Below are 12,099 nucleotides of genomic sequence, written 5' to 3'. Positions count from 1 at the left end.
AAAATCTCTCCGATGAACAATACCGTCAACTGGTTGCAAATTTAAGACAAAAATCGGAGCAACTCGAAGCGGAACTTTCTCGCCGCAGTGCCGAATTTAGAACCCTTTCAGAACCCATTACCATTGAAGCGGTACAACAGTTGATTCCCGAAGATGCAGCGTTAATTGAATTTATTTTATATAAACCTGCTGATATTAAAGCAAGACAATGGGGAAAAGATCATTATGCGGCTTATATTCTTAAATCTTCCGGCGAACCGCAATGGGTTGATTTAGGGGAAGTTGAACCCATTCACAAAGCGGCTTTCTTTCGTTTCACTTTAGCCCTGAAAGATAAAAAAGATGCTTTTATCGGAAATACAGATGACATTAAACAAACTGGACGCCAACTTGATGAACTTCTCATGCAACCCATTCGGGAAAAGTTGGGGAATATTAATCATATTATCATCTCACCAGATGCTCAGTTAAATTTGATTCCGTTTGCGGCGTTGGTTGATGAAAATAATCGCTATTTGTTAGAAACTTATCAAATTACTTATCTCACAACCGGACGGGATTTAATTCGTTTACAACTCGAATATTCTCACAAACAACCACCCGTTATTGTTGCTAACCCGGACTATGATAAACCCGGAGAACCGACAACGGTTGCTGTTTCAAATACTCGCGGAATTAATCAACTTTCGAGAGGGGTTGACATGAGTTTTAGGGCGTTACCGGGAACCGCAGAAGAAGCAAAGGTTATTGCACCTTTATTGTCTGATGTGACGTTATTGACCCAATCTCAAGCAACAGAAAATGCGGTTAAACAGTTGCAATCCCCGAATATTTTACATATCGCAACTCATGGCTTTTTCTTAAAAAATCTTCCCCGAGTTGAACCGGATAATTCTTTTGGTTTAATCTCGGAAAACACTCAACAAAATACCCCAATTCAAGAAAATCCTTTGCTGCGTTCCGGTTTGGCGTTGGCGGGTTTTAATCCCCGTGAAAGCGGTTTGGATGATGGGGTGTTAACGGCGTTGGAAGTGGCAAATTTAAAGCTGCGAGGCACAAAATTAGTGGTGTTATCCGCTTGTGAAACGGGGTTGGGAGAAATAGAAAATGGTGAGGGGGTTTATGGGTTGAGGCGGGCGTTTGCGTTAGCGGGGGCGGAAAGTTTATTGATGAGTTTATGGACAGTTAGTGATGAAGGAACGAAGGAATTGATGATTAAATATTATCAACGGTTGTTGCAAAATCAAGGGCGTTCAGAGGCGTGGCGTCAAACTCAGTTAGAGATGTTAAATTCTCAAGACTATCAACATCCCTATTTTTGGGCGGCGTTTGTTCCCGTTGGGGATTGGACGCCGATGGAATATTAATGTGTTTTTTATGATTTTTGTGATAAATAACGTTCAATCAAAATAATCGCCACAATATCATCAATGGGTCGAGGTGGGGTTCGCATTCCTTGAGGAATTAAACGGGTTAACCCTTTAGGCGGATACATTTCCCAATAGCGATCGCGTGCTTCTAAGCTGCTATAACGTTCGTCTATTTGAATAATTTGTATGGTTGTCGGTAACGCTTCTGAGAGTTTTTGTTTCCAACTTTTAGAGGTGGTTTGATTTCCCATCACGCATAAATTAATGGGATATTTTTGAGACAATGTTTTTAACGTTTCTATCGCTTCTATCGAGGGGATAACTTGATGATATTGCAGTTGATTATTATTCTCCATTACCGCAATTCCGCATTTATCTTTACCCGGATCGAAACCGAGAATCATTTCCATAATTTGCTTCCTGTTTTGCTTTTTCCACCTTGAGAAACGAATTGTTAATCATTGGTCAGAGAATGGGTGCGATCGATAATAAACGGTGAATTTTCTGGATCAAGATCTTCGGGTTTAATCTCCTCTGTTTGCCATTGTTGAGTTTCCGTTTCTTCTTTAGTAATTACTTCTTGATCTTGGGGGCGGGTACTGAGAACAATTTCCCCATTTTGACGGGCGAGTAAATCAATTTTTAACGGCCCAATTGTGTAAGTATCTTCGGAGGCGACGGCTTGTAATTCAACGGGTTGATCGTGTTCTTGCAACTTTTCAAAAAAGTCCACCAAGGTTTCGACGTGAGCATCCCCAATTTGAATTAACCCATCTACATCTAATATTCCCACAAAACGGGCGCGAAATCGAGACGCATCTAACAATTGTTCGAGTTGTTGTTGAAGCTGATCGTTACTGAGCGTTGAGGGTTTTATTGAAGTTCCGGCAATCACTTCTCCGGAGGAGAAAAGTAAGCGATTTTGTTCGGCTTTTGTAAACACAGCCACGCGACTTTCTCCGGCTAAATAATTGGCTGCGGAGATAATCTGTACAACATAATCTCGACCATCATCAATCTCTGTAATCAATTCTTCGATTTCAGCTTTGGTAATCTGAATGACTTGCTCTTTCTCGACAGTATAATTCCCCATTTGTACTGAATTCATCGCATTGCGATTGGCTTCTTGTAATAGACTATTAACCACTTCTGTAGATTTTTTGGGGTCTTTTACTCGAATTAATCCACTTGCTAAAACTGCACCCCGTTTCAAGACAACGCTTCCTTCTCGTAAGAGTTGAAAATCTCGCTCAACCAGCTTAAATTGCTCTTTTAAATAAGCTTGTTGTTGTTCAAGTTCTACTTGTTGTTGTTCGAGATCTTTCAGGAGTTTTTCTCGTTCAACAATCACTTGATCGCGTTTAGCAATCACTTGATCTCGTTCAGAAATGACTTGATCTTGCTCGGCAATTTCGCGATCGCGATCTTTAATTTGAGCTTGAACTTGTTCTCGCTGTTGGATTAACTTTTCCCGGTCAGTTTGTAGTTGTTCAATTTCTGACTGAAGGGATTGTTTTTGCTTAAAGACTTCCTGAAGTTGACTTTCTGTGCGATTGAGTTCAGATTCGGTTTGATTTTTTGCCTGATCAATCTCACTCAATTGGCTTTGTAGTTGATTGAGTCGAGCTTGAGATTTTTCGAGTTGACTTTGAGTTTGTTGGAGTTTGGTTTCTGTTTCTGTTGCTTGGGTATTGGCTTGATCCAATGAAGAATTGATTTGGTTAAGTTGAGCCAAAGCTGAATTTAAAGTATTTCTGGCTTGTTCTAACTCAGCTTCTACCCTTTCTTTTTCATCTTCTGTACGGGTGAGATCTTTGCGAGATTGATTAAGTCGTTCTTGAATTTCATCAATTCTAAAAACTCCCCGACGTAGAGGTTTACTGGCTGCAAATAAAATGCCGAGTGTCATACCCGACAAAACGGTACCCGTGACCATGGTGACAACAACAGCAGTGCTTCGAGGACGTAGTTTGAACAGACTCAGACGGGCTTTACCGACTTTTGTCCCCAAGCGATCGCTGACTGTTGCGATCACGCCCCCCAACACTAATATCGCAATTACTAGGATGAATCCGGCGGTCATTTCAGTAATCCGTGTTCAGTTTTTTGTAGCAGTCGTCCGGTGAAAAGTCAGCTCCTGGCTTGATGTACTGTTAACGGTTAGGATTGGCACTCCCACGCCCCAAAAAACACAGATGCCGAAAGACTTCGATTCGTTTTTTTCCATCCCCTAAAGTCGGTGGTTTCCAACAAAAAAGAAGCTTCTATGAACGGCTTTGTAATCTAGGTAAATTGCTGGCTGAGGGTAACAGGATTATGAACCGTTATCTTTTTTTTGTGAATGGAGATCATGTTCTTTTGTCTGAGATCCCCCAGTAGACGAGTCACGGTCACTCGGGTTGAACCAATCGCTTCGGCTATTGCCTGATGAGATAACTTGAGATCAATCCTAATCCCCTCTTGGCCAGGAACACCAAAATCTCTACACAAAATTAACAAAAAACTCACCAATCTCGATCCCATATCTCGGTGCGCTAGAGTTTCAATCATCATCTCCGTTTGCAAAATCCGAGATGATAGCCCTCTTAACATCACCATTGAGAGTTCTGGGTTAATTTTGAGAGCTTTTTCGACTTGTTCAATCGGAACTGAGAGTAATTCTACGGGAGTAAAAGCGACGGCATGATAAAACCGATCTGACTTATGACCCGTAATCAAGGAGAGGACACCAAAGACGCTATTTTCTCGTAATAAGGCTACGGTTATTTCCTCTCCAGCTTCATAGACTCTGGATAGTTTGACCGCTCCCTTGATGAGAACGTAAACGCGCTCTGCTGGATCTCCTGGAAAAAATATGGTTTTCCCCCGTTCAAACGTTTCTACAACGGGAGGATATGCTCCGCCTCCGATCTGGCGAAACATTAATGCTAACGGTCTATCATACGTCACGTCCCGATCCCTTGCGCTAACCAATGCCCTACTGTACTTTACGACTTATTTTTAATTTCAGAGAATTTGATCTCTAAGTCACCCTTTAATCCGTCTTTCGGGTTGACCAGTTACGACAACCGCAAACTTTGCTAAAATTGCGCTTGACTTGGGAAAATCCCAATACGACACTGTACTACTGGTTCACCCTAGAACAACGGAGCCTACTGTGACCATTGCTCAACTCGTATCATCATAGACTTGTCTTAGCATAAGCTTAACAGAGAACCTCAGATTACGAGCAGCTCTAATCAAAATCAACCATTGAAATTTGAGCTTTTTTCAATGATCACTGAGTATACAGTTTTGGCAGTATTCCCTACCGACTCATACGCTAGCATATCTTCGCAATATTCGCCGGGAGTGGTAACGAGTGCCAATTCATCCTATGATAAGGGATTGGAATGTCAGCCGAGAGCAACAGACCAATAGCTTCTAGAATAAAGACGATGTTAAACCTGGACGGAAAAAACGCGCTAGTCACTGGAATCGCCAATAATCGCTCGATTGCTTGGGGGATCGCCCAACAACTTCATGCTGCCGGAGCTAACTTGGGAGTCACTTACCTTCCCGATGAGAAAGGTCGGTTTGAAAAGAAAGTCGGAGAACTCGTAGAACCCCTTAAACCCAGTCTATTCTTGCCTTGCAATGTCCAAGATGATCGCCAAGTCGAAACTCTCTTCAAAACTATTGACGATCAGTGGGGAAAGCTGGACATTCTGATTCATTGTTTAGCCTTTGCTGACAAAGACGACTTATCAGGAGATTTTAGTCAAGTTTCCAGGGAAGGATTTGCTCGGGCGCTCGATATTAGTGCTTACTCGCTTGTCCAACTCTCCGCTGCGGCTAAACCTTTGATGAGTGAAGGGGGAAGTATTGTCACCTTAACTTATCTCGGGGGGGTTCGAGTCATCCCCAACTACAACGTCATGGGAATTGCCAAAGCCGCTTTAGAAATGAATGTTCGCTATTTGGCCGGAGAAATGGGGCCTCTAGGAATTCGGGTGAATGGGATTTCAGCAGGCCCGATTCGCACCTTGGCTTCTTCGGCCGTTGGGGGAATTTTAGATATGATTCATCATGTCGAAGAAGTTGCGCCCCTGCGTCGCACCGTAACTCAACAGGAGGTCGGAAATACCGCAGCTTTCCTCTGTAGTGATCTTGCTAGTGGCATTACGGGTCAAATTTTGTATGTGGATTCGGGCTACTGCATTATGGGAATGTAACTTTACAGTGATCAGTGAACAGTGAACAGTTTTGACAGTCAACAGTAATCAGTGATCATCTGACCACCTTTTTCTAGAGCTCCCCGGCTTCCTCTGCTTGCTTTTTGCCTTTTGAGTCTTAATAACACATCATGCAAACTCACTTAACAAACAACCAAAGCCCTACAACCCCTTCTTCTGATCTGATCCCAACAACACGCAAGGTCACAGTAAAACGGACAACCAAGGAAACCGATGTCACGGTAACAATTAACCTCGATGGAACAGGTGTCTGTCAGGCCAATACAGGGATTCCGTTTCTAGATCATATGTTGCAGCAAATCGCCTCTCACAGCCTGGTTGATTTGGATGTTGCTGCCGTTGGAGATGTGGAAATTGATGATCATCATACCAATGAGGATGTTGGCATTACCCTCGGACAAGCCTTAGCAAAAGCTTTAGGCGATCGCAAAGGGATTAACCGTTTTGGTCATTTTGTCGCCCCTCTTGATGAAGCTTTAATTCAGGTGGCGTTAGATTTTTCGGGGCGTCCTCATCTGACTTATGGCTTAGAAATTCCCACTCAACGGGTTGGTACCTATGACACGCAGCTTGTCCGAGAGTTTTTTGTCGCTCTGGCTAATAATAGTTTGATGACTTTGCATATTCGTCAGCTTGACGGGATTAACTCCCATCACATTATTGAAGCGACGTTTAAAGCTTTGGCGCGATCGCTCTCGATGGCGGTTGCAATTGATCCCCGACGTGCGGGTACAATTCCGAGTTCTAAAGGGGTTCTCTAGGATTTAATCAGATTAAAATTTCTACACGGGAAACAGTCCGGTAAACTGGGAGCATCGTTGAATTTATTCAGGGGCCCAAAGGTGACACGGGCAACTTTAGTTGCCGTAAAATAGTAGATAAATGACTGAGTAAAGCTCTACCAACTGCGCGTTGAAGTTTTCCGAGATCGGAGAAACCCCGAAAATCCGAAAGTACAATATTGCATTGCAACTCCGAGATTGATAATGGCAGGGAACTGAGCGTATCGCACTGACTTGTGTTGGAGGTTGAGAAAGGCATTTAATTAAAAGTAAGCTATCCGGTTTGTCCGGTGTGTTAGAGGCAATTTGACTTTGCCTAAGAGCAGGCGCGAATTTTTGTTGTCAGAAGTTCTGAAATACCCTTCGGGGATTCCCCACGAATTTATTCGGGGGAGTAGTCAATCAAACAATCTAGTCAAGGTGGGTTAATCGTCAACCTACCTTAAATTTTTCCTGAACTTGAACAGGGTTTGTTCTCTGGCGGGTGGACAGAAAAACCGTAGGGATTTAATACCAATAAACCTGTTATCCCCACTAGCAATAACATCATTAACACCGAAATATCCACGGGTGATTGATGGTTATGATTAATTTCTAGAGAAAGTTGTTCTTGGGAAAATAAGAGATTGTCCGGTGTATTGGCTGCGTATTCGATGCCGTAAATGCCTTGATTTTTTGATTGACCTTCCGGTGTACTGACTTCTCGGTTCCAGACTTGTAATGCTTGAGATTTGAGTTGTTGGCGTCCTCGGGCGAATAGATTTAAGCCATTGATGCCGTAAATTTTCTCTTGATTTTGACTAATTGTTTTTTCTCCCCAGCTAAAGACTTCTAAATCTTCTTTTGTCCAGGTATAGCTACCCCAACGGGCTTCAAAGGATTCTAATTCTGAGAGGTCTACGACTCCATCGGCGTTTTTGTCTGTGCCTTCAAAGACACCCGATAGCTGTTCTTCTCCGACTTGTTGTTGGAATTCAAAGCGGTTTGCTTGGATCGGCATGACATTAATAAATCCTAAGCTGAAAGCAATACCGGCTGCTACTGCTAATTTTTGAGCAATATTGGGTTTGAAAGGCAAGGTGCTTCGAGGGTTTCCACCGGGGTCGCGATTGCTTTTAGGATTTTGGTTTTGGATAACCTTTGAGTTGTGTTTTTGCATAACCATAAGATCTGTTGCTTGAGGTGTCTATTGAACTCATCTGTACTTATGTCTGCCAACTCATCACTTATGCAGTCACTCCTGAACGATGTTGCTCATTGACGCGATCAAGCCTGTTAGACCGGGAAATGGTTTTTGCTTTTTTCTAGAAAACTAACTTTGAGCGGTTATTCGGTTGGACGTTGAGGCTTGGAGTTGGATTGGTCTTGACGCTTGAAATCCTTTGTTGGTTCATCTAGCCAGTTCAACAGTTTGTGTGAAATTTTGAATTGACCGTTGAGGATGTGATCAGATACAACTATTAGTCCTAAAAGTAAAGAGAGTGAAATAATGTCCATCTATCAATTTGCCATTTCACTAGACTGTACAGTTTGATTAAAGAAAATTAAAAGCAGGCAGATCAGATGATATATAACTATGATAGACTGTACAGTTTGGTTTTGTCAAGAAAAAAGACGTGTATCCCAATAGAATCACGTCTTAAATTTCAACTAACTCCGAGTCGTTTTTGGGGTCTGGTCTGACGTATTGAACTGAGTTGGGATCAACTGCACGCGAAAACCCAAATGAGAAAAGGAATTTTCCTGATGCTGTTGATCGTGACGATGAAAAGACTCACAAGCCGACTCAGAAGCAGATTTTGGGGAAAGATTAATCAAGCTCAACCGTAACAATTCTTGATCGTCAGGTTGGTCACACTCCCGAGGGATCACCACCGATCGCAATTGAGCCGAACCCAAATTAGACTGAACAGAAATCAGAAAATCAGACTGGGGACGCGAAATCGAAGAAATTGCAGCGATCGCACTCACCCAAACAATGCACTCCATCCAAGTCCAGCGACTCATCACCAACACTCCTAAACCGTTAAAAATTTGACGCAAACCCTATTAAATTAAAACGCAACTGAGAATCGGGTAACGGTCTAAACAGATTCTCCCGGTCTGAGTCACGGCACAAGGAGAAGAAATTAAGACTTACTCGCCGTGTTCGAGGCTTTGGGCGACCCATCTTAGGGCTTGTTCGCGAGTCAAGATTTGACCTTCTACTTGTGCAAGTTGAATCTTCATCAGCAGTTGACCAATTTTCGGACTGGGAGACAAATTTAATATTTTCATCAATTCGTTCCCCGTGACCAACACCTGCGGATGAGCAACCGGATCATCGGGGTTCAAGTAACGTGCAATGAGAGGCGATAGACTCGCGACCGGGACTCCAGAAGCCACCGCTAAGACTGCTAAGGCTGGAAATAGGGTTCCGACCTCCTGAAAGAGAAAATACTGCTGTCTGAGAGACATCTGGGAGGGAGGAGTTTGCTGTAATGTAGCTAAACCCTTAAGAATGGCGATAGACTCGCGAATTTCGGCTTTGCTATATTTAAGCTGAGTTAACTCAACTTCAGCAACGCTGGGGTCACGAGTTAGTAAACAAGTGAGTTTAGCGATCGCCAGTTGTGAGGTTTTGATTGTATTGCGGAGCGGATGGGATAATCTTGGGGTTAATGTGGGTGAATGTTGGTGGAGAGTCTCAACAGCAGGATCAATTTTCAGGAGTCGGTCAAATTGTTCTGAGGCGCTGGGAAAAAAGCCAGAGAGTAAATGATCTTCCCAGGCTTGTTTGATCCAAACGACACCTTTCGCCGTATTCAACAAATACCCTAACTCCGTTTGGACTCGTTCGACGGCGACTTGAGATAAGAAAGGGGCGAGTTGACGGATAGTGGCTTGGGTTTGAGGTTCGAGTTGACATCCGAGTTGGGCGGCTTGACGGTAGCCCCGCAGAAGTCGCAAGGGATCATCGCGCAGGTTTTGAGAGGAAATCATGCGGATGAGTCGGTTTTGGATGTCGGTTTGACCCTGGTGGGGATCGATCAGTTCTTGGGTAAAGGGGTTATAGGCGATCGCATTGAGTGTAAAATCTCGTCGTTGGAGATCTTGGGCGAGACTATTGGCTTGGGCTTGGGCAAAATCAACGGTTGCACCGGGAAAAACGACTCGGGCGATCTGACGTTCAGCATCCAATAAGACAAATCCGGCTTTATAATATTTAGCTATATTCTGTGCAGTATGAATCGCTTGTTCCAATACAACAAAGTCTAAATCTAAATAGTCTGCTTTGCGCCCAAGCAAGCCATCTCGCACTGCACCTCCGACTAAATAAGCAGGTTGGGGTAGCCACTCTAGAGTAAATGGCCAAGTATCTGTAAACCCGATCGAGTTAAACGCTTTTGACATTGCAACAAAAATCAACCGACTTCTTCGGCCAGTAAGGTCTTGCCTAAGCTACATTAGCTAATAAAGGGCTGGAATGAAATTCAGTCTGCTGAAATGCACAGAGGATTTTTTAAAAATGTGTATTTGTGTCAATTGTCACTATGTTGATCGCTGTATCACCTACCACGCCGTAGAAACACAGCACCAGGAATCTCACATTGCCGAAGACCCAACCTTCGAGCCGATTGAACCTACAATCAATGTTAACATTCGTTCCCGAGACGAGGAGATTGAGATGGAATGGGATGTTGTGGGTTGTCAGAGTTTTACCGAAGAAATGGGAAAATGGGCGAAGTTACGTCCCGGTGAGTTGATTCCTACATAACAATACAGGGCGGATGAGATCAAAGGATGGAGAAAAATTAGGAAATCCCCCAGACAGGAGAGGAGATTTGATCTAGCATAATTAGCACGATTAAAATCTAAAATCATTTGATATTTCCTGTTCTCTATCTTTTGATCTTCTGGCTATTCCCTCAAGTTCTTTCTATTAAGATTTTAAATTGAAAATCCATGAATCTCTGCATTCAATATTCAAATGAGTCATTGCTTTAATCCCAATTGCACTCGTCCGCACAATCCTAATGATGCCCAATTTTGTCAAAATTGCGGTTCTGTTTTGGTTTTGAAACCTCAAGGTGAAACAACTCTGACTTCTCGTTATCGAGGGATTCAATTAATTGGAGAAGGAGGATTTGGTCGGACATTTTTGGCGGTGGATGAGTCTCAAGTTTCTCAACCTCAATGCGCGATCAAGCAGTTTTTTCCTCAAGGAATGAACGGTAAAAAAGCGGCTGAATTATTTCAGCAAGAGGCGAAACAACTTAAACATTTAGGAGAACATCCTCAAATTCCTCAATGGTTAGGTTATCTCGAACAGGATGGTTATCAATATTTACTGCAAGAATTTATAGAAGGTAAAAATTTAGCCCAAGAGTTATGGGAAAAAGGTGCTTATTCGGAAGAAAAAATTCGACAACTCTTAAAGGATTTATTGCCTGTTTTAGAGTTTATTCACAGTCATAAAATTATTCATCGAGATATCAAACCGGAAAATATTATTCGTCGTCGATTGACATCAGGAACAAACGGAAATCTGGTTTTAGTCGATTTTGGGGCGGCGAAGTTAATTACAGGTGGAATGTTACCCAAAACGGGAACAATGATCGGAAGTGCGGCTTATACCGCCCCAGAACAGTTGATGGGAAAAGCTGTTTTTGCGAGTGATATTTATAGTTTGGGCGTAACTTGTATTCATCTATTAACCGAAATTTCGCCGTTTGATTTGTTTGATAGTCAAGAAGGAAATTGGATTTGGCGAGATTATTTAAAGACTCCTGTGAGTGATGAGTTAGGAAGTATTTTAGATAAAATGTTGCAAGGGGCGACAAGCCGACGTTATCATTCTGCGGCGGCGGTATTGCGATATTTGAATCCTCGTCCGACTTATATTGATGCTTTTCCAGGGTTAAAAATTCCTGATGAAAGGTCGTCAAATCTTGTAGAAAAAGCAGATGAAAATTTAACTTCTGGGCGAGATTATTCTGAACTTCAGCCTCGCACCCGATCTGAATATCGAACTAAATCTCAACACAAACAAGGAGAAATTGTTCAAGCCAAATTACAAGAGGTTTTGAATTATCATCAGGTCAAAGTTCAAGTGAGTTTGGTTAAAAAACATCAGCTTACTGTTGTGATTAACCGTTCCAAAAATACGGTTGTTAACTATACTTATTTATCGAAAATAATTGGTTATCAACTTACACAACTTCAACTGAAGAACGTTCGTCAAGTGAAGTTGTTAGGGCGACTCAATAAAAATAATGTTCCCGAATGGAAAAAGCTTTTAATTCTGAATCGGAAAACTCAACTCAAAAATCAATTGATTAAGCTTCAAACTCATCCTCGGTATTTACAACTCTCTCAAGTCACTTCTCATAAGTTTTGGATGAGTAAAATCAACCAAAAAGAGTTTTGGATGGATATTTTAATGGGGTCAATGATTACCTTTATTTTTACAACCAATATCATTGTTTTTACCCCACTTATGGCTTTTGTAATTGCTTTGGGTTTTCTCAAGGTGAAAAGTCTAGTTTCTCAAAGCAGTGAAGTTGAAATTAGTATTTTGTTTGGTACGATAGCGAGTTTATTTGTACTCTTTAGTTTTTGGCAAATTAAGGAGGCAAATCAAGGATTTTTTGGGATTATTTTAGCCGGGATTTTTATTGCCATGCCGATGTTTTACTCTAAAGGAAACTATTAGAAAACGATTAGGAAACG

Annotated in this window: 11 protein-coding genes; 5 read left to right on the top strand and 6 right to left on the bottom strand. The window is 42.2% G+C overall.

Annotated features, from left to right (window positions below):
* The coding region (locus tag M595_RS19730) for a CHAT domain-containing protein (RefSeq protein WP_023068165.1) at positions 1-1,367 on the top strand (1,367 nt) is incomplete at its 5' end.
* Positions 1,368-1,375: 8 nt separating this feature from the next.
* Here M595_RS19730 and M595_RS19725 read toward each other — a convergent pair.
* The 3 genes from M595_RS19725 to ntcA all read right to left on the bottom strand — a co-directional run bounded on the left by M595_RS19725 (position 1,376) and on the right by ntcA (position 4,319).
* Positions 1,376-1,774: a pre-16S rRNA-processing nuclease YqgF gene (locus tag M595_RS19725; protein WP_023068171.1), complete on the bottom strand. Its 399-nt coding sequence runs from the start codon at positions 1,772-1,774 to the stop codon at positions 1,376-1,378.
* 50 nt (positions 1,775-1,824) lie between these two features.
* Positions 1,825-3,453: a DUF3084 family protein gene (locus tag M595_RS19720; RefSeq protein ID WP_023068157.1), complete on the bottom strand. Its 1,629-nt coding sequence runs from the start codon at positions 3,451-3,453 to the stop codon at positions 1,825-1,827.
* Positions 3,454-3,653: 200 nt separating this feature from the next.
* Positions 3,654-4,319, bottom strand: a complete 666-nt coding sequence (ntcA, locus tag M595_RS19715) for a global nitrogen regulator NtcA (RefSeq protein WP_040484390.1) — start codon at positions 4,317-4,319, stop codon at positions 3,654-3,656.
* A gap of 488 nt (positions 4,320-4,807) precedes the next feature.
* Between ntcA and fabI the strand changes: the two genes are divergently transcribed.
* Positions 4,808-5,584 (top strand): enoyl-ACP reductase FabI, encoded by a 777-nt coding sequence (gene fabI, locus M595_RS19710; RefSeq protein WP_023068152.1) that lies wholly within the window; start codon positions 4,808-4,810, stop codon positions 5,582-5,584.
* Positions 5,585-5,715: 131 nt separating this feature from the next.
* A complete protein-coding gene (gene hisB / locus M595_RS19705) occupies positions 5,716-6,366 on the top strand; it encodes an imidazoleglycerol-phosphate dehydratase HisB (protein ID WP_023068145.1) in 651 nt (216 codons plus the stop codon).
* Positions 6,367-6,829: 463 nt separating this feature from the next.
* On the opposite strand, the gene M595_RS19700 is transcribed toward hisB, so the two are convergent.
* From M595_RS19700 to M595_RS19690, 3 genes are all read right to left on the bottom strand, one after another.
* A complete protein-coding gene (locus M595_RS19700; RefSeq protein ID WP_023068175.1) occupies positions 6,830-7,552 on the bottom strand; it encodes a hypothetical protein in 723 nt (240 codons plus the stop codon).
* A 485-nt stretch (positions 7,553-8,037) separates the two neighbouring features.
* On the bottom strand, positions 8,038-8,394 hold the full coding sequence (locus tag M595_RS19695) for a hypothetical protein (RefSeq protein WP_152983596.1): 357 nt from the start codon (positions 8,392-8,394) through the stop codon (positions 8,038-8,040).
* A gap of 129 nt (positions 8,395-8,523) precedes the next feature.
* A complete protein-coding gene (locus M595_RS19690) occupies positions 8,524-9,780 on the bottom strand; it encodes a tRNA nucleotidyltransferase/poly(A) polymerase-related protein (protein WP_040484388.1) in 1,257 nt (418 codons plus the stop codon).
* Positions 9,781-9,895: 115 nt separating this feature from the next.
* Here M595_RS19690 and M595_RS19685 point away from each other — a divergent pair, with 115 nt between their 5' ends.
* Positions 9,896-10,144, top strand: a complete 249-nt coding sequence (locus M595_RS19685) for a Ycf34 family protein (RefSeq protein ID WP_023068146.1) — start codon at positions 9,896-9,898, stop codon at positions 10,142-10,144.
* Between the two features lie 213 nt (positions 10,145-10,357).
* Positions 10,358-12,082 (top strand): serine/threonine-protein kinase, encoded by a 1,725-nt coding sequence (locus M595_RS19680; RefSeq protein ID WP_023068149.1) that lies wholly within the window; start codon positions 10,358-10,360, stop codon positions 12,080-12,082.
* Positions 12,083-12,099: the final 17 nt, after the last annotated feature.

Origin of the sequence: Lyngbya aestuarii BL J, from assembly GCF_000478195.2 — a bacterium.
In the GTDB taxonomy this organism is placed as follows: domain Bacteria; phylum Cyanobacteriota; class Cyanobacteriia; order Cyanobacteriales; family Microcoleaceae; genus Capilliphycus; species Capilliphycus aestuarii.
This window is presented reverse-complemented; position numbering and strand designations above follow the sequence as displayed.

Bases quoted from the DNA above. Each gene is read 5' to 3' on its own strand.
- M595_RS19725 (WP_023068171.1), bottom strand. From the start codon at position 1,774: ATGATTCTCGGTTTCGATCCGGGTAAAGATAAATGCGGAATTGCGGTA.
- M595_RS19720 (WP_023068157.1), bottom strand. From the start codon at position 3,453: ATGACCGCCGGATTCATCCTAGTAATTGCGATATTAGTGTTGGGGGGC.
- fabI (WP_023068152.1), top strand. From the start codon at position 4,808: ATGTTAAACCTGGACGGAAAAAACGCGCTAGTCACTGGAATCGCCAAT.
- hisB (WP_023068145.1), top strand. From the start codon at position 5,716: ATGCAAACTCACTTAACAAACAACCAAAGCCCTACAACCCCTTCTTCT.
- M595_RS19700 (WP_023068175.1), bottom strand. From the start codon at position 7,552: ATGGTTATGCAAAAACACAACTCAAAGGTTATCCAAAACCAAAATCCT.
- M595_RS19695 (WP_152983596.1), bottom strand. From the start codon at position 8,394: ATGAGTCGCTGGACTTGGATGGAGTGCATTGTTTGGGTGAGTGCGATC.
- M595_RS19690 (WP_040484388.1), bottom strand. From the start codon at position 9,780: ATGTCAAAAGCGTTTAACTCGATCGGGTTTACAGATACTTGGCCATTT.
- M595_RS19685 (WP_023068146.1), top strand. From the start codon at position 9,896: ATGTGTATTTGTGTCAATTGTCACTATGTTGATCGCTGTATCACCTAC.
- M595_RS19680 (WP_023068149.1), top strand. From the start codon at position 10,358: ATGAGTCATTGCTTTAATCCCAATTGCACTCGTCCGCACAATCCTAAT.